Here is a 25,712-nt window from a genome sequence, read left to right as displayed (position 1 = left end):
CAGGCAGACTCGGAGCGTCGTTGACCACTTCTCGGAGAGAAGTGGGGTTTTGGCGCCGTATCTGACGATCGGTCGATCCAACACAGGACGCTCTCGCTCCGACTGCCGCGGCCAGCGGCGCAAAAGCGCAGAAGTCTGCCATCAGGCAGACTCGGAGCGTTCTTGACCACTTCTCGTAGAGAAGTGTCTCCCGAAGGGAGATCGGCTGAAGCCACCCGGGCGAAGCCGAGTCGCCGGGGCGGCAGACGGCCTGCTTATGGATCGGCCGATCGTCAGGGCGGGAGGAGATTTTCGGCCGGGAGCTGCGCGGGAGATTTCTCTTTATCGCTGCCAGTCACCGGAGCAAAAGACGGCCTGTTCATGATTCGGCCGATCGTCAGGGCGGCGGGAGACGGCTTCCGGGCAGGAGCTGCGCGGGGGATTTCTCTTTATCGCTGCCAGTCGCCGGGGCAAAAGACGGCCTGCTTATAGATCGGCCGATCGTCAGGGCGGCGGGGCCGCGGTGTAGTTGTCTTCTGAGGGTATTTGGGACTATGTTCCGGGAGGGTTCATGGGATTTTCAGAGCTTCGGGAATGGGCCAGGACTTCGGCGTTGACGGGGAAGGGCTATCGGCTTTTGAAGGAGGGGATTCGGAGAGAGCGGAGAAGGAGGCTGAGCTCCGGCCCGCATCGCTTTCTGAACCGTCAAAGGGGGGAGAGGATCCTTCTCCTTGTGATCGCCGGCTATAAGCCCTGGCTGTACCGGTTGGTCTTTCCCAGGCTCAAGAGCTTTCTCCCCGATTTCCCGATGGATCTATGTCTTCTGTCTTCCGGTCGATTCGATCCGGAGCTCTCGGAGCTTTCCGAGGACTGGGGCTGCTCCTATCTTTCGACGAAGAGAAACTGCGTGACGCTGGCACAGAATATGGCGATTGAACTTCATCCGGAGGCGGAATTCATCTTCAAGATGGATGAGGATATCTTTGTGACGAAAGGCTGCTTCGAGGCGCTCCTCTCTCTCTACCGGAGAGTGGAGGAGGAGGGGCCCTATCGTCCCGGCTTTACGGCTCCGCTGATCCCGGTCAACGGCTACGGCTATCGGAGGCTGCTCACGGAGCTTTCGCTTCTTGAACGCTATGAGGAGAAATTCGAGCGGCCGCTCACCGCGGCCGGGAGGGAATACCGGATCGAGTCAGATCCCGCTGCGGCCCGCTTCTTCTGGGGAGAGGGCGGGGAGGTCCCGCCGCTCGATGCGCTGAACCGGCGCTTTTCCGGAGAGGGACTTCGCTACGAGGCCTGTCCGGTGCGCTTTAGTATTGGCTTCATCCTTTTCAGAAGGAGTCTCTGGGAGGAGATGGGGAGATTTCCAGTCCGGGGCGGAAGCTGCATGGGCCTGGACGAGGATCGGCTCTGCAGCTTTTGCATGACGCATTCCCGCGCGATTCTCGTCTCTGAAAATACCGTTGTCGGTCATTTCTCCTTCGGAAAGCAGACGGAGGGGATGAGAAGATTTCTCGAAGAGCATCCGGAGCGCTTTCTGACCCCGGGAGAGGAAGCGGAGAGAGGCAGGAAGGAGAATGAGAAAGGGCTGAGAGAAGACGAGGGGAAGAGGGAGGAAACGCGATGAAGCCAATCATGAAAAGGTGCAATTTGGAGGAAGCAGCGGGACTGCTCTATCGTTTGGGCTTTTCTTTCTCCTTGCTTTTTCTGATGTTTTCCAGCTCTTTTGTGAAGAAGCTCCTTCTAGACGGTCCCGCCTACCGGATTCTCTTCCTGCTCCCGCTCTTTCTCCTTCTTCTTTCCGAGGCGCTTCGCTTTCTCTTTCTCCGGGAGTACCGACTCTCGGATCTTTTGTCCTGGGCATTGATCCTTTTTTCCTCCTATCTTTCGATTCGAAATGACCAGCGTGCCCTGATCCACGGCTTCCTTTTGATCTACGGGGCAAGAAAGCAGGATATCCGCCGTCTCTTCCGGATCGCGGCGCTCCTCCTCTCTGCGGGAGCATTCTCTGTCGTCCTTCTCTCCTTCTTCGGGATCATCCTCTATCAGATCGGGGAGAAGGACGGCATCCTTCGGCACAGTATGGGATTTTCCTATCCTCTTGTACTCCCGGCCTACCTTCTCACGATCACGATGCTTTCGCTTTTGCTCCTTTCTCCGCAGGAAGAAGCGGGAGGGACGGCAGTGCCTGCCGGGAAGGCCGGAGAGTCCGGTCCGGCTCAGCCTCTGGGAGGATGGGGAAGGCTGCTTCTCTCTCTTCTCCTCTTCTTTAATCTGACGGTTCATCGCTGGTGCATCGGGGATCTCTCCCGAGGCATGAGTCTTCTCTTCCTCCTCCTTTTTCTCTATCTGAGCACAAGACTTTCAAAGAAGACGGAGAAGCTGCTCTCCGTTTTGGATCGTCTCAGCCTCCTCTCCTATCCACTCTGCTTCCTCTTAAGCCTCGCCGCGGCCTTTTTCTATCGCCCCGGGGCGGGAGGCTGGCTCGGCAGGCTGAACAGCCTCTTAAACCGCCGGATCGAATATTCGCAGCTCTCTCTCTTTCGCTATGGCTTCGGCCTTTTCTCCCGGAGGATCAGCTGGGTCGGGGCAGGGACGGACTTAAACGGCACAGCGGTCCCGGGGCAGTATGATTATGTGGACAATGTCTACCTCTCCGTTTTGCAGCGCTACGGGCTTCTCTTTACCCTTCTCTCGCTTTTCCTTCTCTTTCTCGCGATGCGGTACTGCTGCCGAAGGAGATGGAGGCTTGCGCTTTACTTTTTCGCTCTTCTCTCCTTTCACGGACTGCTGGAGGACAAGATCTACCTCATCGAGTACAACACATTGCTCCTTCTGATCGGACCGGCTTTCTCGGAATTCCTCGTGGAGCTGGAAATCTGTGCGGGGAAGAGGCGGCAGAAACAGGAATACCGTATCAGACCCTGATCAATCTCTATCCGCTAGACTGCGTCAGGGAGAAGAAAAAGTTGAATATCAGCCGGAAGTCAGAGTAGGTATCCGAGCAGGCGGGCTTATGCGGGGCTGTTCTCAGCGGCGGAGAGGCCTGCCTTTTTCCCGGCGCGGCGAATAGTCCTCCATTTCTTCAGGTTTCGGAAGCTGTAATGCGCCATCAGGAGGAGAGAGCGAAGCGGGGATAGACCCAGGTAACGATAGGTCCTCCAGTTCATTTTCGCCGCGCGGAGTTTATTTCCGGATTTTGAGGAAGAGGAGACCCGGTAGAGAAGGAGAGGCTCGTTGAGACCGAGTGCGAAGGGAGTTTCCGAGAGGATTTGCAGCCAGACCGCAAAATCCTCGTGGATTCCCGTCTGCTCCGGCATGGGAAAGCGGAGCAGCCAGTCCCTTTTGCATAGGACGGAGGAGCAGGAGATCAGATTTTGCTTCAGAAGCTCCTCACGCCGGATCCTTTCCGGGACCTCCAGGATATAGGGGATACGCTCCCCGTTCTCTTTCAAAAAGCCGGAAGCGGTGAAGAGGAGGGGAGAGGAGAGAGAAGAAGCGGAAGCGGGAAACGGGGAAGGGGAGGGAACGCTGCTTTCGCTTTGGGAGCACGTAAGAAGAGAAAGCTGTCGCTCCAGCTTTCTCGCCTCCCAGAGGTCATCGGCATCCAAAAAGGCGATCCACTCTCCCCGCGCCTCTCTCACACCGCGGTTTCGGCTGAAGGCCACACCGCGGTTTTTTTCGTTTCGGAGGATGCGGAAGCGCTCCCCGGGGAGGGAGGATTCCTTTTGAAAGCTCTTGAGTATCTCCGGAGATGAGTCCGTCGAGGCATCGTCCACGGCGAGAATTTCCCAGTCGGAAAAGCTCTGCATAAGCACGGAGGACAGAGACTCCCGGAGGAAGCGGGCTGCATTGTAGACTGGAATTACGACGGAGATGAGGGGGGATTCGCTCATGGGGAGGACCTTTCTTTCGGGAGACGTTTTTTCGGGGCTTCTGCAAGCGAGGAAGCGCAGGCGCAGCGGACCTTGGCAGGAACATTATACCGCGCTTTGAGATAGAACTGTGATTTTTTTCGGGAATATGGTATCATGTCATAGGCATAGAGCGGTGCTTTGCATTTTTGAGAAGCCTGCGGAAGTCAGAGCGGAAGCATTTTGCGTTTAAGCGGGCAGTAGGCAGAAAAGGCGGCAGGGACAGGGAAGAAGAGCATGAAGATCCTCCATATTTCAAAATATTATATGCCTTTTATCGGGGGGATCGAGCAGACGGCGCGCGATCTGGTTCTTTCTCTTCGGGGAGTCGCGGAGCAGAAGCTGATCTGCTTCGATCACCGCCCGCATTCCGGGGATTCTGTGGATAGTATCGATTCCGTCGAGGTCATCCGCTGCGGACAGCAGCTTCTCGTCGCTTCCCAGGCGCTCTCTCTGAGCTATGGGAGGAAATTGCGGAGTCTGATGCGGGAGTTCCGACCGGATGTCGTGCTCTTTCACTATCCGAATCCCTTTGTCGCACATTATCTCCTCCGGGAGCTTCCCCCGGAGACGAAGCTTCTCGTCTATTGGCATCTTGATATCACAAAGCAAAAGCTCCTCCGCCGCTTTTTCTCCGGGCAGAATCGGAGACTTCTCGAGAGGGCGGATCGGGTAATCGCCACGAGCCCGAATTATATCGAGGGGAGCGCCTGGCTCCGCGCCTTCCGGGAGAAGTGCACGGTGATCGAGAGCTGCATCAACGAGGAGCGGCTCCGCATGAGCGAGGGCGAGAGGGAAAAGGCGGCGGAGATTCGGAAGAAAAATACGGGGAAGATTCTCTGTCTCGCCGTGGGGCGGCACGTCCCCTATAAGGGCTATGAGTATCTGATCCGGGCCTTCCGCCTTCTCGACGATCGCTTTTTGCTCCGGATCGCGGGAAAGGGACCGCTCACGGAGGAATTGAAAAAGGAGGCGGAGGGAGACGAAAAGATCCGCTTCCTCGGGGCGGTCCCCGATGAAGAGCTCCGGGAGAACCTCCTGGCCTGCGATATCTATTGTTTTCCTTCCGTCACGAAAAATGAGGCCTTCGGGCTTTCTCTCGCGGAGGGGATGTACTTTGGTCATCCTGCTGTCACCTTTACGATCGAGGGCTCCGGCGTGAACTATGTCTGCCCGGACAAGCTCTGCGGGCTGGAGGTCCCGAACCGGGACATCGCGGCCTATGCGGAGGCTCTGAAGACGCTTGCGGAGGATCCGAAGCTAAAGGAGGAGCTCGGGGAGAATGCGAGGGTGCGCGTGACGGAGCGTTTCCTCTACCGAAGCTTTGCGGAGAAGATCAGAGCACTGCTTACGGAGCTTTGAGGGAGGAAGGATGCTGCGCTTCAGGCTTGCACTGTGAAGGAATATCCCGAGAGCCTTTGAGATGATCGAGGAAGGGCCTGAGAGGGAGAGGGATCCACGCCTGCCAGGGAGCGGAAAGGATCAAGCTGCCGCTCATGGAGCGGCGGAGACAGAGGCTGCCTGGAGGGCAGGGAAGAGGGACGCTATGGAAGAAAGACGGATAGAGGCGGTCTATGCGAGTGACGAGAGATTTCTCCCGGTTCTTCTTGCGTCCGCGGAGAGTCTTTTTACAGAAAATACGGAAAACCCGGTGAGGCTGCATATTCTCTCAGACGAAATCTCGGAGAGAGGAAAGGAAAAGCTTTCAGGGCTTGCGGAGCGTTTTCATCAGGAGCTTTGCTTCTATCCTCTCACGGAGGAGAGCTTTCGGGGGGATGCCTTTCATCTCACAAAGGACTGGCCGAGAGCCGCCGTCGCAAGGCTCCGGATCGAGAAGATTCTGCCGGAGAGTCTGGAGCGGGTGCTCTATCTGGACTGCGATACGATGGTGCGGGGAGACCTTTCTCCCCTTTTTTCCATGGATATGAAGGGGATGTGGGCCGGAGGCGTCTGTGAATGCATGGACGAAAATTATCTCCGCTCTCTCGGGCTCTCCGGCGGCTGCTGTTATATCAACTCCGGCGTGATCCTCTATGAACTCTCGGCCTGCCGCAGGGAGAAGCTCAGCGAGCGGCTCGGCGCCCTCATGGAGGGTCCTGCGAAGCGCTATAAGTATCCGGATCAGGATGCCCTCAATGTTTCGATGCAGGGGCATATCCTCCCTCTTCCCTTCCGCACAAACCTCCTCTCCCAGCCCCTCGCCTTTTCCTTTCGGGACTATGAGCGCTATCGGGACGGGAGGCTTCCCTATTCGGAGAGGGAGTATGAGGAGGCAAAGAAGGATCCTTTGATCGTCCACTTTGCGGGGGGCTTCGCCTATGCGAGGCCATGGTACCAAAACTGCCGTCACCCCTACCGGGAGGAGTTTCTGAGATATTACAGGAGAAACGGCGGGGAGTATTTCGGAAGGGACAATCGAAACAAAAAGCAGCGGCTTGTAGCCCTGCTCTTTGCCCTTCCTCTTCCCTTTTTGAAGCTCCCGCTCCTTCGGCTTTTCCGAAGGAGGAACAACCGGCAGCATGGAAAGAGGAGAGCATGATTGTCATCAACGGAGATTTTTACGACCACAACATCACCGGCGTACAGCGCTATGCCTATGAGGTCATAGAGAAGCTCGATGAGCTTATCACGGAGGGAGAGCTTTCCTCCTCGGATTTTGTGCTCCTCGTACCGAAGGATCTGAAGAAGCTTCCGGAGTACCGGAGTCTCCGGGTTGTCCGCTTTGGAAAAAACAGGAGGCTTTTCTGGCAGCAGTGGGACCTTTTCCGCTACTGCAAAAAGCATAGGGCGGTCTGCCTCTGCCTCTGCACCGCGGTCCCCTTTCTCTATCCGGAGCGATCGGCGATCGTGCTCCATGACGCCGCGACGAAGGCGCACCCGGAATTCTATTCCAGGCGTTTTCTCCTCCAGAACCAGCTTCTTCTATGGAAGCATGCGAAGCGCTATCGAAAAATTTTCACCGTATCGCAGTTTTCCCGGGGGGAGATATCCCGTTACAGCGGCGTGGCGGAGGAGAAAATTACGGTCGTTCCCTCCTCCGCGGAGCATATGGAGAGGATCGAGGCGGACGAAGGCATCTTCCGGAAGCTCCCGCCCCTTGGGGAGGAGTGGTATTTCACCCTGTCCAGTCTCTCTCCGAACAAGAATTACCGCTGGATCATCCGGGAGGCAGGCAGGAATCCGAGCGCGCGCTTTGTGATCTCCGGGATGAAGCTCCGCCCCTTTTCCGAGGAGAAGATGGGAGAGATTCCGGAAAATGTGATTTTCACGGGCTATCTCTCCGACGGGGAGGTGAAGGCGCTGATGCAAAAGTGCACGGCCTTCCTCTTTCCGACCTTCTATGAGGGCTTCGGCCTCACGCCGCTGGAGGCAATGAGCTGCGGAGCGAGGATCATCCTCTCGGATACGCCGTGTATGAGGGAGGTCTACGGGGAATCGGCGATCTACATCGATCCCCTCCGGACGGACTATGTCTTATCGGAGCTTCTGAAGGAGGAAAAGCCCGCGGAGCTTCGGGAGGAGACGCTCCGGAAGTACTCCTGGAAGAGGGATGCGAGGAGGATAGCGGAGGAGCTTCTCTCCCTGCAATAGTCGGGTCATACATAGTGCGAAGGTTGAATTAGGATGATTTTTCGCCGCCCTGCTGTTCCCGATTTCCTGCTTTTATCTGCATCTTCCTGGAATTTCGCCCTATATTCTATCCACTGTGGCTATGCAGGTGGGGTGCGAAGGCGGATCTTTGGTACGGAAAACACAGACTACAAGAATCAATGGAGGAGACATGCATCCATTTCTACCGCTGTTGTTGGGGATCATAGGATATATCATTTTGAGAACAAGGGGACTGAAGGAAAGCTATATCAAGCTTTTGGCTCTCTTCATTTTTGTATATATGAATATCGAAGTGGGATCCGTATATGGCGCAGGAGATGGTAGGATTAAGTATACTTTTGTGGTGGAATTTTTCTGTATTTTCTATGCGCTGATCCTGATTGTGAAAAATGCCGGGAGGATCGGAGGGAAAGATGCGATAAAGCTTCTGCTGACCATAGCCACCACGCTGACGGGAATGGTCGCTTTGAAGTTGTGGCCTTTGCAAAAGTATATCGTCACCGGAGATATGCTGATCGATGATTTCTGGCTTGGTGAAGTAGATAGTTTACAGCTTCCGGCGCTCAATGGTTTCGTCGCGAAAACGTTTATACAGTATGGTATCTTTCTCCTTATTCTGTTCTCCATATATCTGTCTTTTCGGAGGGAAGACTATGAAAAACTTCTGGAGAAGCTGTCCTCTGTTTGTAGAGTCATAATCGTCTATGGCTGGATCGAATTTTTTGTCAAAAATCTCGCGCGATCCAACATCCTTTTTGCGATAAACAATCTGGTTTTTGGGCGTAATGATGCGGTTTTTCGCGAACTTGAGCAAAGAGGTATATTATACCGACTCTGTGGACTTATGACGGAGCCATCCCATTTTTCCTATGCTTTATTTTTGATCGCCATCCTCTTCCTGGCGAATTACCAGCTCGGAAAAATGTCGTTTCATTGGACTATTCAGGCTTTCTTTTTCATGATTCTCAGCATGTCTTTTTCCTCCGTGGTTTTTGCTCTGGCCTTTCTCGCGATTTTTTTCATCAGCCGCTACCGGAAAAATATCCGGGGAGAGAAGATATTTCAGATCTTTTTGTGGTGTCTTCTGGCCTTTTCCATCCTCTACATCATTTATCGGAGCGGGATCCTGGACAGCAGCTATTTCGGAAAGAGAATGAAGGCGGTCTTTGACGACTGGGGGCTCCTCTTCATCGATGTGGAGAGGGTCAGAGATATCCCCTACCAGTCGAGCCGGGTGCGGCTGATCAGCAGTTTTTCCACGCTGGCGCTCCTTCGCTTCCGTCCTTTTTTCGGGATCGGGATCGGGACGACCTCCTCGCACGGCTCCTTCTCCAGCATCCTTTCTGGCATGGGAATTCTGGGGACTCTGTCCTGGCTTCTAATGCTCTTTTATGGGAGGGCGGCGAAGCTTTTCCGGCATTATGGAAGCGCATATTTTCTGATGATTCTGCTCTGGTGCATCATCGGGATCTTTAACGGACATTTCTGGGGGATGCTCTATAACGCGGAGAATTATGCGCTTATGATAAGCTTTCTTGTACTGTCCAGGAGGGAGGAGAGAGCATGAGGCTGGGGGTCGACGCGCGTCCTCTGATGGAAAAGAAGTCCGGGATCGGGACCTACCTGGATGCGATGCTCTCGGAGCTTTTAGAGCTTTCCCGGGAGCTCGAGCTCTATCTCATATCGGACGGGGAGATCTGTTTTCCGGAGCATCCGAGAGCCCGTAAGATTCGCTATAAGGGTTTTCGCTTTCTGCCGAATACCTTGTATTTTGAGTTCCTTCTCCCCCGCTTTCTCCGGAAGGAGGGAATTGTTCTGGATGCCTTCTGGGGGACGCAGCAGTTTATGCCTCTGGGACTTCCGAAGGGATGCCGGAGGATTCTCACGGTGCATGATCTCACCTACCGGGTCTATCCGAAGCTCATGGATCGAAAGCTTCTTTTTATGTTGCGGCTTTTCGGCGGAAGCTCTCTTCGGGAGGCGGACCGGATCGTCACGGTCTCCCGTTATACGATGAAAACCTTGCTCTCATACTATAAGAGAGAGTGCAGTGGGAAAGAAATTCGGGTGATCTATCCCTCCGCGACGACGCACCTCCTCCCCAAAGAACAGCTCCCGGAGGGGCTTTTCGAAAAGAAATACATCCTTTTTATTGGGATTTTGGAGCCGAGAAAGAATCTCGATATCCTGATCGATGCCTTTCAGGGGCTGAAGGAAGGCGGACTGAAGCTTGTCGTCTGCGGAAAATGCGGCTGGAACTATGAGGAGACTCTGCGTCGGATCGAGGCGGACCCGGATATCCTCTATCCCGGCTTTGTCTCAAATGAGAGGAAGCAGCTCCTCCTGGCGAAGAGTCTCTGCCTTGTGATGCCCTCTCTCTACGAGGGCTTCGGCACGCCCGCGGTGGAGGCCATGAAGAGCGGCGCGACAGTCGTGGCGGCGGACAATTCCTCTCTTTCGGAGGTCGTGGGAATTCCGGAGCTCCTGTTTCCGACGGGAGATGCGGGAGCTTTACGAGAGATCCTCCGAAGGCTCTCCGGGGATCCCTCCTTTCGAAAGGAGATGGAGGAGAAAAGCAGGAGGAGGGGAGAGGATTTTTCGTGGAAGAAGGCGGCGGAGGAATTTCTGGAGCTGATCGGAGGGAAGTATGAAGAAGCGTGAGCTGATCTTTTTTCTTCCCGCTGTGCTTCTGATCCTGGCTCTCTTTTTCGGGGAGAGGCTTGACCGAATGCTTCTCCCGGAGTATCGCTTTCCGCATTATGAGAAGCTCCTTTCCCAGAGAGCCCTGAGCCAGTATTTCCTCTCGGATCCGTGGGCGTCCTCAGAGAATCTCTTCATCGTCGATACGCAGTCCCGCTCCTTTGGGGATCTCCATATGCAGGTAGAGGGGGACGGGACGATCCTCCTCTTTGGAAAAAACGGGGAGCAGGATCTCACGATTCCGCTTTCCGTTCGGGCAGATCTTCCGGACGGGGAGTACCGCTTCACAGACGGAGGCGCGACGGTGCCCGGTCTTGTGACGGTTTATGGTACGGCGGGGGGGACGGCCGGGACGGAGCCGGGACTTATGGCCATGCCGGATTATCCGGATTTTTCGGTGGACCGGTCGAAATATCAGGAGTATTGGTTCGGCTTTTGGGTGAAGGCCGGGGCGGAGCTTCCGCCCACCCGCTTTCTGCCGCTCCTTAAGCGGGCCGATCAGGATATGGGGAGCTACAGTCCTGCGAGGATTTCGCAGCCCGGGAAATTTCGGGCCTATCCCTATCTGATCCGGGAACTCACGGAGGAGGAGCTTGGGAGCCTAAGCCCCGCGGACTGGGAGCTTTTCTATCGGAATCTTCGCTTCCAGTACAAAAACCATTATCTCTGGGTCTCTCTGAGGCTTCCAAACGGGAGGGGAGTTCAGTTTCTGAGAGGAGATCCCGAGCTTTCGAGGATCGGGGAGATGGACGACTGGGGGAGAGTCAGAGAGCCGGAGCAGAGCTTCCGCTTTACGGGGAAAGAGGCTCCGCTTCAGGCGGCTCGGCGGCAGCCATGAGACCGGGTGCTGCGAGCGGGCGCCGGCATTGAAGTTTATCAGAGGAAGAGAGGAGTGAGGATGGGAAGGAAGATCATGCTCTGCTGCTTTGATCGGGTGGAGATGGGAGGAGGGACGACCTATTTCTACCGGATGGTGCGCTGGCTTTCGGAGAGGGGAGGGAGGACGATTGCCCTTGTCTCCGAGGGCTCTTCGGTATCGGAAAACGCGGGGAGGATGTTCCGGGAGGCCGGGGTGGAGATCGTGCGCTTTCGCTATACCGTCCTTGGGATTCGGGCGGAGCAGAGGCTTAAGGACTATCTCACGGAGGATGCAGAGATCCTGAATTTACAGCTCAGTTTTGAGAATCTCTATCTCAGCGCGGATCTCCTTCGCTCTCTCGGTCTTCGCTCTGTGCGCTCGGTCTTTTATGCATTGTTCTGGGGCGATGTGTCTCCGAGACTCTCTCTCAATGTCAGGCTGACGAGGGGCTTCCTCCGAAAGCTCAGCTTAAGCGGCTCCTTCGCCGTCATGGACGAGATCATGCGGGACATCGCGGCGAATACCTATGGGCTTTCGAGGGAGAGGATTCCGATCATAGAGCTCGGTCTTAGGACGGAGGGGGTAGAGGAAGGGAGAGAGCGGAAGAGACGGGAGGGGTGCTTTGTCATCAGCAGCCTCTGCCGGATGGATTTTCCCTTCAAGGGCTATGTGCTCGGCCTTCTGTCGGACTTTTCGGAGCTCGCCCGGGTGTATCCCGATATGAAGTTAAAGATCGCGGGAGACGGACCGGGACTGCCCCGGCTCCGGGAGGAGAGGGAGAAACTCTCGCAGGACATCCGGGAAAGGGTGGAGCTTCTCGGAGAGCTCCCCTACGAGGAGCTCACGCCGCTCATCCGGGAGAGCGATGTCTATGTCGGGATGGGGACCAGCATGCTGGACTTTGTGAGGGAGGGCGTGCTCTGCATCAATGCCTCTGCCTATCAGACGGAGAACTATTCCGCGGGATTCTTCGGGGAAGTGAACTGCCTCGGGGGGCCGGTGGAGGGGCGCTTTTCGGAGAAGGTGAGCGAGCCGGAGCGCTACCGGGCCTTCCGCTTTCAGGAGCTCATCCGAAGGGTCTATCAGATGCCGGAGGCGGAATACAGGGAGAAGAGCCAGAAGGCGCTGGAGCTCTATCGCACGGTCTACTCCATAGACCATGCGATGGAGAGACTTTTCGCCATGCCGGGGGCCTACCGGGGAAGCTGCGGGGCTCTGACAAGGACGGCGATGCATGCCCTGTACCTTTGGCACAGCTTCACGATAAAGAGGAAGGAGAGAGAAGAATGCAGGTCGTAAAATATGTCTTTCAGCCGCACGGGGATGAGAGAGGGCAGCTCGTCGCGCTGGAGGAATTTAAGGATATTCCCTTTGAGATCAAGAGAGTTTATTATATATATGATACGGCGCCCGGAGTGACGAGGGGATATCATGCGCATAAATCCCTGGAGCAGATCCTCATCTGTATCCACGGCTCCTGCAAGATCCGCCTGGACAACGGGCGGGAAAAGAAGATCGTTCCTCTGGAAAAGCCGTATGAGGGTCTCTATGTCTCCAACAATATGTGGAGGGAGATGTTTGATTTCTCCGAGGACGCGGTCCTGATGGTCCTGGCCTCCGATTATTACAGGGAAGAGGACTATATCAGAGACTATGAGGAATTTCTGCGCTTTGTGGGAGAAGATGGGGAGGAGAAGAGATGAGAGTGCCGTTTGTCAGCTTTAAACCCCTCGAGAGGGAGCTCGACCGCGAGATCCGGGCGGCCTTTGAGAGAGTTTACGAAAGATCCTGGTATATCGAGGGCGAGGAGGACAAGAGGTTTGAGGAGGACTTCGCGAAGTACTGCGGGGTGGAATACTGCGTCGGAGTCGGAAACGGACTGGACGCGCTCGTTCTCATCCTGAAGGCGCTCGGGATCGGCGCGGGGGATGAGGTCATTGTCCCGTCCAATACCTATATCGCGACAGCGCTCGCTGTGACCTATACCGGAGCGCTTCCCGTATTTGTGGAGCCGGATATCCGGACCTTTAACATTGACCCGGAGAGGATCGAGGAGAAAATTACGGGAAGGACCCGCGCTTTGATCCCGGTGCATCTCTACGGACAGGCCTGCGAGATGGATGAGATCATGGAAATCGCAAAGAGGAGAGGCCTCTATGTGGTGGAGGACTGCGCGCAGGCTCACGGCGCGCTCTATAAGGGGAGGATGGTCGGCTCCTTCGGGATCGCCTCGGGCTTTAGCTTCTATCCCGGGAAGAATCTGGGTGCGCTCGGGGATGCGGGGGCGGTCGTGACAAATGATGCGGAGATCGCGAGGAAGGTGCGCGAGCTCGGAAATTACGGCTCGGATTATAAGTATCATCATATCCGTAAGGGCTGTAATTCCCGTCTCGATGAACTTCAGGCCGCCTTTTTGGATGCGAAGCTCCCCCTTCTTCCGAAGGTCAATGAAGACCGTCGGAGGACGGCCGGGCGCTATCTTACCGAGATCAAGAATCCGGAGTTCATCCTGCCCCATGTCTCGGAAAATGCCGTTCCGGTCTGGCATATCTTCGCCGTCCGCTCGAAAAGGAGGGAGGAGCTGGAGCAAAGTCTCAATGCGGCGGGGATCGGGACCAATAAGCATTATCCGATTCCCATGCATCTTCAGCGCTGCTATGAGGGTCTCGGCATCCCGAAGGGGGCGCTTCCGATTGCGGAGGAGATCAGCGAGACAGAGCTCAGCATCCCGATGTACTATGGTATGAGCGAGGAGGAGATCGATTACGTGATTCAAAATCTCAATGCCTTCCGCTCCGCTCGGTGAGGGCGCATGAAAAAATTCAGGCTTTTCATAGAAAATTTCCTGGTATACGGACTCGGCGGGACGATCGGAAAGATAGTCCCGCTCATTATGGTCCCGATCGTCACGAGGCTGATGCCGGATCCCTCCTACTATGGGATCAGCGATCTCTCGAATACCCTGATCAGCTTCGCGAGCGCGCTTGCGGTGCTCGGCATGTATGATGCGATGTATCGGATGTATTTCGAGAAGGATGAGGAGGACTTCAAGAAGAGGATCTGCTCCACGGCGCTTGCCTTTACGCTCTGCACCTCCCTTCTGGTTTTTCTCCTGATGATTCTCTTTCGGGGGCTGATCGCGAGATGGTTTTTCAGTGACAGGAAATACGCTTATCTTGTCTATATTTCTGCGGCTGCGACACTGGTCACGGCGACAAACAATCTGATCTCCGCCCCCACAAGGATGCAGAACAAAAGGAGGGTCTTTGTCGTCACGAATACGCTGACCCCCCTTCTCTCCTACTCGATCTCCATTCCGCTTTTGCTCCGGGGGTATTACATTATCGCTCTCCCGCTTGCGATCGCGCTTTCCGGCTTTACGATCGAGGCCGCGTTCTTTATCATGAACCGGAAATGGTTTCGCCTGTCCCTTTTTGACCGAAGCCTTTTAAGACCTCTTCTTTCGATCGCGATCCCGCTTTTCCCGAATTTTCTGATCTACTGGGTCTTTAATTCCAGCGACAAGCTGATGATCACAAATCTCATGAATGTGGGGGCCGCCGGAATCTACTCCATCGGCGCGAAGCTCGGACAGGTCAGTCAGCTGATCTATGCGGCCTTCGCCGGGGGCTGGCAGTACTTCGCCTTCTCCACGATGAAGGAGGAGAACCAGGTGGAGAGCAATTCCAGGGTCTTTGAATACCTGGGGGTGATCTCCTTTTCGGCATCGATCTTTATCGCCGCCTTTAGCTATTTTCTCTACCGGCTTCTCTTTGCCGGGGACTATGTGGAGGGCTTTATCGTAGCTCCTTATCTTTTTCTTGCGCCGCTTCTGCAAATGCTGTTTCAGGTCGCGGCCAATCAGTTTCTGGTCGTGAAGAAGACCTGGCCGAATATGCTGATTCTGTCCGGCGGCGCGGCGGCGAATATCCTTTTGAACTTTCTCCTGATTCCCCGGATCGGGATCGAGGGGGCGGCGATCGCGACGCTCTGCGGCTATATCATCTCGGATCTCGTCTGCTGCCTGGTTCTGATCCGCATGAAGCTCATGAAGATCCGCACCCGCTTTCTCCTGTCCTGCCTGCTTCTTTTGCTTTCGCTCCTCATATGGAGGATATTTTTCCATAGGAATGTCTTTCTCGGGCTGGCAGAGGCTGTGCTCTGTGCAGCGCTCTACCTCTTTTTATACAGGGAGGATATCGGGATGCTCCTGAGAGGCATGAAAAAGGAGGCGGGGAAAAAAGAGTGAGTCCGCGGCTTTCCGCGCATCCGGCAGAGAAGCGCGATGGGAGGGGAAGAGTCAATGGCGCAGGGGAGTGATTCTGCCCATCAGAAGGAGAAATGCATCCGGCAGGGCGCACAGTGCATGGAGATCGGGGCATATCATAAGAGGAAAGGATAGATGGATGATGGATGGCATTATGCCTGCTTCAGAGACGGAGCGCAGAGGGATCGGACTGCAATTTGAGGGAGAAAGGCAGATAGATATATTATGCCCGCTTCAGGGCTAAGGTGCAGAGGGATTGGATCACATCCGAGGGGAAAAGGCAGATCTCTTCGCCGTGCTTTCTGAGGAGGAAGAGAACAGAGATTGGATCGTATTCGAAGGGGGAAAAGAAATGGCGGAACGAAGGGAACGAAATTCCGGGATAGAGCTGCTCAGGATACTCGCCGCGATGGGAGTTATCATCCTGCATTATAATAATGCGGAGATCGGAGGGGGACTGAAATATGCCGCCGGATATCATCAGCTCATGCTGCAGCTCCTTCAAAATACTGCGATCTGCGCGGTCAATGTCTTTGTTCTGATCTCCGGCTATTTCCTGTCCCGCTCAGGGAGAAGGGACTGCACGAAGCCGTTGGAGCTTATCTTCCAGGTTATCCTGTATGGGGAGCTCTCCCTCCTCCTTCAGGCGGGGATGGGCTGGGAAAAGCTCAGCCTTCGGCACATCGCGGGGTTGCTTTTACCGTGCAACTGGTTTATCCTGATCTACTCGGGGCTTTATCTCATTTCTCCTTATCTGAATGTCCTCCTTTCTGGACTTCGGGAGAAGGACAGGGCGGAGGGGAGCTGGAGGCAGAGGAGAAAGCTGCTGATTCTCCTGCTCCTTCTCTTCTCCTTCTATCCGAGCGCGGTGGATCTGCTTCAGAATCTCGCGGGAAAGGATTACAACGGTCTCAGCACGATCAGCTTTTACGGAAGTCAGCATGGCTATACGATCGTGAACTTTGCTCTGCTCTATCTCATAGGGGCTTTTCTCCGCGATTATGAGGAAGAGGGGAAGGACAGGAGGGAAGCGGGGAAGGAGGAGGCTTCGCAGGGAGGGCTTTTGCTGCTTTTCCTTGGAAATCTCCTGCTTCTTCTGCTCTGGGCCTGTTTCGAGCGCTGGAGGGGGATTCCGGTCCGTGAGAGCACGGCCTGGTCATACTGTAATCCGCTGGTTATCTCCGAGGCGGTCCTCGTTTTTCGGCTTTTTAAAGGGCTGAAGCTCCCGACCGTTTCGGCGATCAACTGCCTTGCTCAGGCTGCCTTTTCCGCCTATCTCCTGCATCCCGTCTTCCTTCCCCATCTAAGGATACGGGAGGCGGCCGCGCTTCCGCTCCCCCTTCTGCTCTTTCACGTGCTTTCCTGCGCGGCGACGCTCTACCTTCTGGCATTTTTTATGCAGCTCATCTTTTCCTTCTGCACGGGGCCGGTCTTTCGTGCCCTTCGAAAAAAGCTCGGGGAGCGGCGCTTTCTGGATCTGGAGAGCGGCTGATGCAACGTCTCCGTGGCTGGGAGAGACAGGATTTTCTTCCCTTCGAAAATGATACATGAGGATAAAGGACAGAAAATCTGCCGGATGAAGAGTGGATATGCCGGTGTCCAGGGAATCAGCCAAGCTTGAAAAGAAGACAGCGGGAAGAACAATAGGCCTGTAAGCAGGATAATAAGTCTGTGAGCAGACAATAAGCCTGTAAGCAGGGCAATAAGCCTGTGAGCAGGAGGCGGAAAAGGCAGGAGGCCGACATTCAGAGGGATCAGGGTAAATCGGAACAGACGGGAGAGAAAGCGCGGAGAGTTTGCATTTTCCTCTCTGTAAGTTTCTGACGCAGGGGTGTGGATGATGACGATTTATGATATTGCGAGGGAGGCCGGTGTCGCGGCAAGTACGGTTTCCCGCGTCGTAAATGGGAAGCCGGGAGTGAAGGAGGAGACGCGCCGGAGGATCCTGGCTCTGCTGGAAAAGTATCATTACAGCCCGGATGCCGCCGCGCGCGGGCTGGTAAAGCAGTCCACGAGGATGGTCGGCATACTGATCGAGGACATCCGCGTCAGTCATCATATTGAGAGCGCCTTTGTGATCGAGCAGGAGCTGACAAAGCGGGGCTATTGCTCGATCATCATGGGGGCCGGTGCGGAGGAAGAGAAAAAGCTGGAGAGTATCCGGCTCGTTGAGCAGCGCCGTGTGGAGGGGGTAGCTCTCATCGGCTCCATGTTTAGCGGAGAAGCGGTCCAAAGGGGAATCGAGAGCTATCTTTCGAGGATTCCGGTCGTGCTGGTCAATGCTTATATGGAGCTTCCGAATGTCTCCGGCGTCGTGATCGACGAGGAGAAGGGAGTGGAGAGCTGTATGGAGCTTCTTCACGGGAGAGGGAGGAAGAGGATTGCCTTTGTTACAGATCAAGAGACGCCCTCCAATCGGAGGAAGCTTGAGGGGTATCGGAGGAAGTGCCGGGAATACGGTCTGAATCCGGAGCCGCTCATCTACCGGGTTGGGGAACGCTCCGTGGAGGAAGGGCGCCGGATGACGGAACGCCTTCTCACAGAGCGTCCGGAGACGGATGGGATCCTGTATTCCATCGATCTGATCGCAGCGGGCGGTGTCCGCGCCGCTGTGGATAAGGGCTATAAGCTGCCGGAGAAGCTGGCGCTGATGGGGATCGACAACAGCATCTATGGGGAGATATGCAATCCGAAGCTCTCAACGCTGGACAACAGGAGGTACGATTCCAGCGTGATCGCGGCGGAGCTTCTCAGGCTCGGAATGGAGGAGGGGATCCGGGGTCAGCGTAGGCTGCTGCCGTGCAGGATCCTGGAGCGGGAGACGACGTAGACAGCGCCGTCCTTTTATTTTATTAGAGACAGACCTTTTCTCCCGCGGAATACTTCCGGAAATGATAAATTTAAATGCTGGTATTTGTTTGCAATTGCTTGCAAAAGCTGCCGGAAAAGATATACTAAGATCAAAAGGAGGTGCCGTCCATGGCAGACACAAGCGCAGTTTATGCAAGAATTGATACGAATCTGAAGAAAAATGCAGAGAGCATCCTGCATCAGCTTGGCATTTCTCCTTCCAGTGCCATTCAGATGCTTTATAGTCAGATCGTGCTGACAAAGGGATTCCCGCTGGATTTACATCTTTTTTACGGCAAGCCGACAGCCATCGGAGGTATGAGCCGTGCTGAATTGAACGCGGAGCTTGCCAAGGGCTATGAATCTGCAAAAGCGGGGAAAAGCCTCAGCGCCGATGACGTCGATCAGCTGATGAAAGAAGGATATTAAACAGATTTTACAGTCCGAATAGTATTTAAAAAACAGACCGAGACAGCGGAAGCAGGGGAATTAGAGAAAATTAGAGGATCAGCACAAATTCAGCATGGAAAGTCTGTGAGAAGATGCCATAAGAATGGATTGATATAGCGCTTACATTGTGCTATTATGCAGTTACAATCGATTGCGAAAATCTTTAATATGGGATAAATTCCGGGATAAAAGGGGAGAGAGATGCTGAGACTTCGCTTTCAGGAGCTGAGGGACGAATTTCAGAGGATTCTTGTTGGCAGAGGCTTTTCGGAAGAAAATGCCGGGAGGGCCGCACAGATTTTTGCGGAGAACAGCCTGGACGGGGTGTACAGTCATGGAGTCAACCGCTTCCCGAGGGTCATCTCGTATCTGGATCAGGGAGAGATCGATCCGAAGGCATCCGCGGACTGCGAGCTTCGCTTCGGCGCGCTGGAGAGATGGAACGGGCACCGGGGGCTGGGACCGCTGAATGCAAGGCTTGCGATGGAGAGGGCCTGTGAGATCGCGGGAGAATACGGCATCGGCATGGTGGCTCTTAGGAACAATAATCACTGGATGCGCGGCGGAAGCTACGGCTGGCAGGCGGCAGAGGCGGGATACATCGGGATCTGCTGGTCGAATACGATGCCGAATATGCCCGCCTGGGGCGGAAAAGAGCGAAGGATCGGAAATAATCCGCTGATTCTGGCATTTCCGAAAAGTGACGGGGCGCATATCGTCGTGGACTGCGCGCTCTCCCAGTTCTCCTATGGGAAGCTGGAGGAGGCGAGGCAGAAGGGAGTCATGCTTTCGGTCCCGGGCGGCTATGATGAGGAGGGACATCTCACAAGAGACCCGGCGGAGATCGAGAAGAGCTGGAGAGTGCTTCCGATCGGCTACTGGAAGGGATCGGGGCTTTCGATCCTTCTGGATCTCATTGCGACAGCGATGAGTAGCGGAAATTCCGTCCGGGAGATCGGAGAGCTCTCCTCAGAGACCGGCCTGTCCCAGATCCTGATCGCGATGGACCCGCGAAAGCTCTGCGGAGAAAAGAGCACGGATCAGATCGCGGAGGAGTTGGTGAAGGATCTTCGGAGCTCGACGCCTCTTGCGCCGGGCGGGCAGGTATTCTACCCGGGGGAGCGGGAGCGGATCCGGAGGAGGGAGAACAGCGAGCACGGAATCCCGGTGCTGGAAGAGGTCTGGGAGCAGATCAAGGCACTGTAGTATAAGACGTAAGCAGATGGCAGCCGGTGAGAGACGGCAAAGACAGATCAAGGGGGGACTATGAAAAAGAGATTGGCACTTCTACTGGCGGGGATTCTGGCAGCGGCATCCCTCGTATCCTGCGGAAGCGCGGGGGGAAGCGGCAGCAGCGCAGCGGATAAGGCATCCTCTGCGGACAGCGGGGCGAAGCTGAATCTGATCATCGCTTCGAATCAGACCTCGGAGGAGAATCCGTATTCTCTTGGCATGGATAAGTTCAAGGAGGTGGTGGAGGAGAAGTCCGGAGGCAAAATTTCGGTCACGGTCCACAAGGGGACGCTCGGAGAGAATGAGTCCGAGCTTGTGGAGAAGCTCGAGATGGGGGCTGCGAATATGATCGTCGTCTCTCCGGGCTTTATGACCGGGATCGGCGTGCCGGAGGTGGACATCTTTTCTTTAAACTATCTTTTCAAGAGCTTTGAGCACTGGGAGGCCGCGCTCGACGGGGAGTTCGGCGCGAGGATGAAGGAGGTTGTGAAGGAGAAGACCGGAAACAATTTCAGGATCCTGTCCTACTGGAGCTCCTCCGTCCGCGACTATTACGGAAAGAAGCCGATCAAGACCCCCGCGGATCTGAAGGGGATGACGATTCGGACCCAGTCCTCCAAGGTGCAGCAGGATTTCTGGAAGGGCTGCGGGGCCGTGCCGACCTCGGTGGCATGGGGAGAGCTCTACCAGGCGCTTCAGCAGGGCGTCGTGGATTCTGCGGAAAATGACTATACCTCCCTGATGCTGAAGGATCATCACAAGACCGAGAACGGGCATTATATCTGCGAGACACATCATGACTACACCACGCGCCTCCTTCTGATGAACGGAAACTTCTACGACAGCCTGAGCGAGGAGCAGAAGGGCTGGATCGATGAGGCTGTCGAGGCCTGCACAAAGGAGGAGAGAGAGGTAGTCTACCGCATGTTCAAGGAGTCCAAGGAGAAGGTGATCGCGGACGGCGCGGAGGTGACGCCCTTTGAGGAGATGGATATCGATGCCTTCCGGGCGATCGCGATTCCGATTCAGGACAGCTTCGCAGAGGACAACAATATGAAGGCGGAGCTTGAGATGGTCCGAAAGGCGGAAAAGTAAGCATCTCCATAAAGGGATCATTTCCGTGCATAGAAGTCTGCCGTTAGGCAGACTCGAAGCGCAGCTGTTCGCTTCTGTTTCGATGAGAGGAATGAGATGAAAAAAGCAATTCAGATCCTCGAGAGGGTGCAGATCGGAGTCGGTGCCGCCTTCCTCTTTCTCTTTTTGCTCACGGTGGTCGTGCAGATGCTTTCCCGCTATCTCGGGATCGCGGCGACCTGGACAGAGGATGTCTCCATGTACTCCTTTATCTGGGCCGTGTTTATGGGGGCCGGTGCGATGGTCTATGAGAAGCGGCACTTTGCGTTCGGCTCTCTCTCCGGAGCGCTGAAAAGTGAGCGGGCGAAGCTCCTTCTGGAGATCGTAATCTCCGCCATAATATTGCTCTTTTCCCTGTGGATGGTCTACTACGGCATACGGATCACAAGGCAGTTTTGGAACTATACCTGGGTCAATATCCCCTCCTTTAAGAGAGGACCGACCTGGCTCTGCCTGCCGCTCTCCGGACTGAGTGCGGCGATCTATACCATAGCGCAGATCGCGGAGAATGTCGGAAAGCTCGCGAAAGGAGAGAAGTAGATGGCTGTCCTTCTGGTGCTTATATTTATCGTCTGCATCGCGATCGGAGTCCCGATCTGCTATGGGCTTGGACTGGTATCCTTTCTGGGGATCTGCTCCCTCCCCGCGATTCCGAATACGGTGGTCTTCACCAAGATGTTCAATGGGCTGAACAGCTTTACTTTGCTCGCGGTGCCTCTTTTCATCCTGGCAGCGAATCTGATGAATGAGGGGGAGATCACGGAGAAGCTGATCGACTGCTGCAATGCATTGGTCGGACATTTCCGGGGAGGACTCGCCTATTCCAATATCCTGGTATCCATGATTTTCGCCGGAATCTCCGGCTCTTCCCAGGCGGACACCGCCGGCGTCGGAAAGATCTTTATCCCCGCGATGGAAAAGCAGGGCTATGACAAGGGAACCTCGGTCGGCGTCACGGCGGCTTCCTCCACCCTGGGCTCCATCATCCCGCCGAGCATCACGATGGTTGTCTACGCAGGGATCGCGAATGTGAGCACCGGAGCGCTCTTTATGACAGGCATCCTCCCGGGCATCCTGCTCGGGCTTGCGATGATGGCGGTGGTGCGCTTCTATTCGAAGAGGAAGAGCTTTCCGAAGTCGGAGAGGGTCCCGATCCGCGCCGCCTTAAAGCTCCTGTTTCGCTCCATGCCGGCCCTTCTGACCCCGATCATCCTGATCGGCGGCATCGTGTCCGGGCTCTTTACACCGACGGAGTCCGCGGCGTTCGCCTGCATGTATGCGCTGCTTGTGGGGATCTTTTTCTATCGGACGATCCGGCTCCAAAAGCTCCCGGGAATCCTCGTGGAGACAATGAAGATGTCCTCCCTCTCCCTCTTTGCGCTTGCGACTGCAAACGCCTTAGGGGAGCTGCTCAGCTATTATCAGCTGAATGTGATGGTGCAGAACTTTTTCCTCGGACTCGCCGGAGGCAGGCTGCTCTTTCTCCTCGTGGTTGTGCTCTTTTTCCTCTTTATAGGCACTTTTATGGACGCGGTGCCGGCGATGATCCTCTTCGTGCCGATCATCCTTCCGTCCGCGACGGCGCTCGGCATCAGTCCGATCATTCTCGGTCTCATCATCGTTGTGACGCTGGCGCTCGGACTGGTGACGCCACCGTACGGGCTCTGCCTTCTGCTCGCGTCCTCTATCAGCGGCATCCGGATCGAGGACGCGTTTCGGGGCACACTTCCCTACTTTCTCTCCTCCCTGGCGGTGCTTTTGCTCCTGATTCTCTTCCCGGAGATCTGGCTTTCCATCCCGTCGGCGCTCTTCCCGGGACTTTTCTGAGAGGGGGAAATAGAGGATGGGGATTGCGGCGACGCTGACAAAGGCTTTTTGCTTTATCGGCATCATACTGCTGGGAATCGCGCTTCGGAGGATCGGCTTCTTCCGTGAGGAGGATTTTCCGCTTCTGTCGAAGATCGTTCTGAAGATCACGCTTCCGGCGGCGATCGCTGCGAACTTTGCCAATAAGGAGATCGATCCCGGGATGCTGAGTCTCTGCCTCCTCGGCTTTCTGGGCGGCGTGCTCTATATCCTGCTCGCATTTCTTCTCAATGCAAAGAACAGCCGGGAAAAAAGAGCCTTTGCGGTGATGAACCTGCCAAGCTACAATATCGGGAACTTTACTCTGCCCTTTGTGCAGAGCTTTCTCGGCCCGACGGGCGTGATCGTCACAAGCCTTTTTGACGCGGGAAATGCGGTGATCGGCCTGGGCGGTTCGTACAGTATCGCGGACCTTGTATTAAATGGAGGAGGGCATTTCTCTCCGAAGAAGATTCTGAAGAAATTGTTTCGCTCCCTTCCCTTTGACGTCTACCTTCTGATGACGCTGCTCTCGCTTTCTCATATCCATGTCCCGGCGGCGCTCTGTGACTTCGCCTCGCTGATCGGAAGCGGCAATGCCTTTCTCGCGATGCTGATGATCGGCGTGGGCTTTCACATTTCGGGGGGCGGGGAAAAGACCGCACTGCTCATCCGTCTGATCGCCGTGCGCTACGCTGTGGCGCTGCTTCTTTCGCTCGGCTTTTATTTTCTGCTTCCCTTTGCGCGGGATGTACGGCAGACCCTGTGCATCCTGGCCCTTGCTCCGATCGGCTCCACAGCGCCGGCCTTCAGCTCGGAGCTCAAGCTGGACCCGGGGCTCTCCAGCGCGATCAACTCGATTTCGATGCTGTGCAGTATCTTCTGCATCGTGTGCGCACTGCTTCTCGTGCTGTGATTTTGGGGGAGGATCAGGGAATGGATGCCGCTTTCCGTGCTGGGATTTCCGGCCCGGCAGGGGAAATACCCAAAGCATCCGATTCCGGAATCAAAGCCGTGCCGCCGTGTGGTCTGTACGCAGGCCATCCGCCGCGGCGAACGGCTTTACATCATCATGAAGATAAGTTCTCACGCTAAAGTAGGGGGCAGACGAGGAGAAGACGTCCCGCGCTTGGGCGCCCGGCCTTCGGAAAATGCAGTGGGGAAATGATGCAGCAGAGAGGAGAAAACTATGCAGACAGTGTATGATTTAGGAAAGGGGCTTCGGCTTGTAGATCTTTCCAAGCTCGTGGATCCCGCTTCGGAGAGCCGGAGATGCAGGCTGGACCGCTTCAATACCGGCGGACCGATCCCGGATTTTCACACGAATCTCGACATCATGTCCCATCTTGGGACGCACGCGGAGTGCCCGTATCATCACGACGAGAGCTGGCCGGATGTGACGGAGGTCCCGCTGGACCGCTTTATGGGGCGGGGCGTCTATGTGGATTTCGGGGAGAGCATCGCGCCGAACGGACATATCGGCGCGGCGGATCTCGATCGCTTTGGCGCAAAGCTTCGGGAGGGAGACATTGCCATCATCGACTCCTCCTATAAGCTGAACCCGTTCACAAAGGACAGCAATACCGAGCTTGACAAGAGGCTCTTTGTCAATGCGGAGACGGCGGAGTGGTTCCGCGAGAGGAAGGTAAAGGCGGTCGGCTTCGGGGACGGGGTTTCCATAGAGAACTGCAATGAGGATGTGAAGCCCTTCCATGATATCCTGCTCGCGGAGAACATCATTTTCATCGAGGTGCTGAAAAATCTGGAGGAATTAAAACGGGATGTTTTCTTCCTCTCCTTTACGGCGCTTCCGATCAAGGGACTGGACTCCAGTCCGGTCCATGCCTATGCGATCGAGGGACTTGCGGAGTTTTCATAAGAGATCATAGGAGATCATAAGAGATCCGCAGGAAAGGAAAAAGAGCGGTTTGCCCCGGGGATGCGGCGGAGAAATATATGATCTTACAGGGAGGGAGATTTCCATGCGGATAGCGGTGATCGGCGCGGGAGCGATGGGCTCTGTCTATGGGGGACTGCTGTCAGAGAGAAACGAGGTCTGGCTCATCGACAGCCGAAGCGAGTTGGTGGATAGGATCCGGGCGGAGGGACTTCCTTATCGAGGAAGAGGGAAGCAGCAGGCTTTACCGCCCGAGGGCGTCTCTGAGTGCGGAGGGGCTCCCGGAGATGGACCTTGTGATCCTCTTCGTGAAGGCCTTTTCCTCTGAAGAGGCGCTCCGGAGAAATCGGCAGCTGATCGGGAAGGAGACGCGGCTTCTGAGCCTGCAAAATGGCTCCGGGCACGAGGAAATCCTCGGGCAGTTCGCAAAGAGGGAGCGGATCATCATCGGAACGACGGAGGACAACGGGGCAGTGCTCGGGCTCGGACATGTCCGCCGCGGAGGAAGCGGAAAGACCAATGTCGGCATGCTCTGTGAGGATCGGGAGGCCTTCCTTCCGAGACTGAAGGAGAGCTTCGATGCCTGCGGCTTTTCCGTTCACATCTATGGGAATATTCAGCAGTTAATCTGGGATAAGCTCTTTATCAACAGCTCCCTGAGCGCTGTGACCGGAATTTTGCAGGTGAAGATGGGCTATATCAGTTCCGATGAGTATGCGTGGAATTTGTGTTGTGCTTTGATCCATGAGGCGGCGGAGGCGGCCCGCGCTTTGGGCCTTTGCGCGGAGGAGGAAGAGATCCGGGAGAGGGTCAGAAGAACCTCCCTGCGCTCTCCGGAGGGAATCACCTCGATTTATGCCGACTTAAGGGACGGAAGAAGGACCGAGGTAGATACGATCAGCGGCTCTGTCGTCCGCGCCGCACAGAGGCTCGGCATTGAGGTCCCGTGCCAGCGCTTTGTCGTGGACATGA

At 55.5% G+C, this 25,712-nt stretch carries 22 protein-coding genes and 1 pseudogene; 22 read left to right on the top strand and 1 reads right to left on the bottom strand.

Annotated elements, in window-relative coordinates; translation table 11 throughout:
* The first annotated feature begins 550 nt into the window (after window positions 1-550).
* Both HMPREF1986_RS05795 and HMPREF1986_RS05790 read left to right on the top strand, forming a co-directional pair.
* A complete protein-coding gene (locus HMPREF1986_RS05795; RefSeq protein WP_021773851.1) occupies window positions 551-1,606 on the top strand; it encodes a hypothetical protein in 1,056 nt (351 codons plus the stop codon).
* On the top strand, window positions 1,603-2,907 hold the full coding sequence (locus HMPREF1986_RS05790) for a hypothetical protein (RefSeq protein WP_021773850.1): 1,305 nt from the start codon (window positions 1,603-1,605) through the stop codon (window positions 2,905-2,907). The genes HMPREF1986_RS05795 and HMPREF1986_RS05790 overlap by 4 nt, the downstream gene beginning before the upstream one ends.
* An 86-nt stretch (window positions 2,908-2,993) precedes the next feature.
* Here HMPREF1986_RS05790 and HMPREF1986_RS05785 read toward each other — a convergent pair whose 3' ends face one another.
* Window positions 2,994-3,875 (bottom strand): glycosyltransferase family 2 protein, encoded by an 882-nt coding sequence (locus HMPREF1986_RS05785; RefSeq protein ID WP_021773849.1) that lies wholly within the window; start codon window positions 3,873-3,875, stop codon window positions 2,994-2,996.
* A 255-nt stretch (window positions 3,876-4,130) separates the two neighbouring features.
* Between HMPREF1986_RS05785 and HMPREF1986_RS05780 the strand changes: the two genes are divergently transcribed.
* The 20 genes and pseudogenes from HMPREF1986_RS05780 to HMPREF1986_RS05685 all read left to right on the top strand — a co-directional run.
* A complete protein-coding gene (locus HMPREF1986_RS05780; RefSeq protein ID WP_021773847.1) occupies window positions 4,131-5,255 on the top strand; it encodes a glycosyltransferase in 1,125 nt (374 codons plus the stop codon).
* Window positions 5,256-5,439: 184 nt separating this feature from the next.
* Window positions 5,440-6,432 carry a glycosyltransferase family 8 protein gene (locus HMPREF1986_RS05775; protein ID WP_196806108.1) on the top strand — a complete coding sequence of 331 codons (993 nt, stop codon included), beginning with the start codon at window positions 5,440-5,442 and terminating at the stop codon, window positions 6,430-6,432.
* Window positions 6,429-7,484, top strand: coding sequence for a glycosyltransferase family 4 protein (locus HMPREF1986_RS05770; RefSeq protein ID WP_021773845.1), 1,056 nt, complete (start codon window positions 6,429-6,431; stop codon window positions 7,482-7,484). The genes HMPREF1986_RS05775 and HMPREF1986_RS05770 overlap by 4 nt, the downstream gene beginning before the upstream one ends.
* Before the next feature lie 238 nt (window positions 7,485-7,722).
* Window positions 7,723-9,072 (top strand): hypothetical protein, encoded by a 1,350-nt coding sequence (locus HMPREF1986_RS05765; protein WP_155978779.1) that lies wholly within the window; start codon window positions 7,723-7,725, stop codon window positions 9,070-9,072.
* On the top strand, window positions 9,069-10,166 hold the full coding sequence (locus HMPREF1986_RS05760; RefSeq protein ID WP_021773843.1) for a glycosyltransferase family 4 protein: 1,098 nt from the start codon (window positions 9,069-9,071) through the stop codon (window positions 10,164-10,166). The genes HMPREF1986_RS05765 and HMPREF1986_RS05760 overlap by 4 nt, the downstream gene beginning before the upstream one ends.
* Window positions 10,153-11,043: a hypothetical protein gene (locus HMPREF1986_RS05755; RefSeq protein WP_021773842.1), complete on the top strand. Its 891-nt coding sequence runs from the start codon at window positions 10,153-10,155 to the stop codon at window positions 11,041-11,043. Before HMPREF1986_RS05760 ends, HMPREF1986_RS05755 begins: the two co-directional genes overlap by 14 nt.
* A 60-nt stretch (window positions 11,044-11,103) precedes the next feature.
* Window positions 11,104-12,363 (top strand): glycosyltransferase family 4 protein, encoded by a 1,260-nt coding sequence (locus HMPREF1986_RS05750; RefSeq protein ID WP_036599490.1) that lies wholly within the window; start codon window positions 11,104-11,106, stop codon window positions 12,361-12,363.
* On the top strand, window positions 12,351-12,767 hold the full coding sequence (locus HMPREF1986_RS05745) for a sugar 3,4-ketoisomerase (protein WP_021773840.1): 417 nt from the start codon (window positions 12,351-12,353) through the stop codon (window positions 12,765-12,767). Before HMPREF1986_RS05750 ends, HMPREF1986_RS05745 begins: the two co-directional genes overlap by 13 nt.
* The gene (locus HMPREF1986_RS05740) at window positions 12,764-13,870 is read left to right on the top strand and encodes a DegT/DnrJ/EryC1/StrS family aminotransferase (RefSeq protein ID WP_021773839.1); all 1,107 of its coding nucleotides are present in this window, start codon (window positions 12,764-12,766) and stop codon (window positions 13,868-13,870) included. Before HMPREF1986_RS05745 ends, HMPREF1986_RS05740 begins: the two co-directional genes overlap by 4 nt.
* Before the next feature lie 6 nt (window positions 13,871-13,876).
* A complete protein-coding gene (locus HMPREF1986_RS05735) occupies window positions 13,877-15,313 on the top strand; it encodes a lipopolysaccharide biosynthesis protein (protein ID WP_021773838.1) in 1,437 nt (478 codons plus the stop codon).
* Window positions 15,314-15,683: 370 nt separating this feature from the next.
* Window positions 15,684-16,823 carry an acyltransferase family protein gene (locus tag HMPREF1986_RS05730; RefSeq protein ID WP_155978778.1) on the top strand — a complete coding sequence of 380 codons (1,140 nt, stop codon included), beginning with the start codon at window positions 15,684-15,686 and terminating at the stop codon, window positions 16,821-16,823.
* A gap of 345 nt (window positions 16,824-17,168) precedes the next feature.
* Window positions 17,169-18,161: a LacI family DNA-binding transcriptional regulator gene (locus HMPREF1986_RS05725; RefSeq protein WP_021773835.1), complete on the top strand. Its 993-nt coding sequence runs from the start codon at window positions 17,169-17,171 to the stop codon at window positions 18,159-18,161.
* Between the two features lie 149 nt (window positions 18,162-18,310).
* Complete coding sequence (locus tag HMPREF1986_RS05720) at window positions 18,311-18,610, top strand: type II toxin-antitoxin system RelB/DinJ family antitoxin (RefSeq protein ID WP_021773833.1); 300 nt, start codon at window positions 18,311-18,313, stop codon at window positions 18,608-18,610.
* Window positions 18,611-18,832: 222 nt separating this feature from the next.
* Window positions 18,833-19,837 carry a 3-dehydro-L-gulonate 2-dehydrogenase gene (gene yiaK / locus HMPREF1986_RS05715; RefSeq protein WP_021773832.1) on the top strand — a complete coding sequence of 335 codons (1,005 nt, stop codon included), beginning with the start codon at window positions 18,833-18,835 and terminating at the stop codon, window positions 19,835-19,837.
* A gap of 60 nt (window positions 19,838-19,897) precedes the next feature.
* Window positions 19,898-20,959: a TRAP transporter substrate-binding protein gene (locus HMPREF1986_RS05710; protein WP_021773831.1), complete on the top strand. Its 1,062-nt coding sequence runs from the start codon at window positions 19,898-19,900 to the stop codon at window positions 20,957-20,959.
* Window positions 20,960-21,055: 96 nt separating this feature from the next.
* Entirely contained in the window at window positions 21,056-21,538 is a 483-nt protein-coding gene (locus HMPREF1986_RS05705; protein ID WP_021773830.1) for a TRAP transporter small permease, read from the top strand.
* The gene (locus tag HMPREF1986_RS05700) at window positions 21,539-22,825 is read left to right on the top strand and encodes a TRAP transporter large permease (RefSeq protein WP_021773829.1); all 1,287 of its coding nucleotides are present in this window, start codon (window positions 21,539-21,541) and stop codon (window positions 22,823-22,825) included. It abuts the gene before it with no gap.
* Window positions 22,826-22,847: 22 nt separating this feature from the next.
* Entirely contained in the window at window positions 22,848-23,759 is a 912-nt protein-coding gene (locus HMPREF1986_RS05695) for an AEC family transporter (RefSeq protein ID WP_155978780.1), read from the top strand.
* A gap of 273 nt (window positions 23,760-24,032) precedes the next feature.
* Window positions 24,033-24,722 carry a cyclase family protein gene (locus HMPREF1986_RS05690; RefSeq protein ID WP_021773826.1) on the top strand — a complete coding sequence of 230 codons (690 nt, stop codon included), beginning with the start codon at window positions 24,033-24,035 and terminating at the stop codon, window positions 24,720-24,722.
* A 103-nt stretch (window positions 24,723-24,825) separates the two neighbouring features.
* A pseudogene (locus HMPREF1986_RS05685) lies at window positions 24,826-25,712 on the top strand (ketopantoate reductase family protein); the annotation flags it as partial.

The sequence above is a fragment of the Oribacterium sp. oral taxon 078 str. F0263 genome, assembly GCF_000469565.1.
In the GTDB taxonomy this organism is placed as follows: Bacteria; Bacillota; Clostridia; order Lachnospirales; family Lachnospiraceae; genus Oribacterium.
Note: the sequence above shows the minus strand (reverse complement) of the source record. Positions and strands in the feature narration are given on the sequence as shown.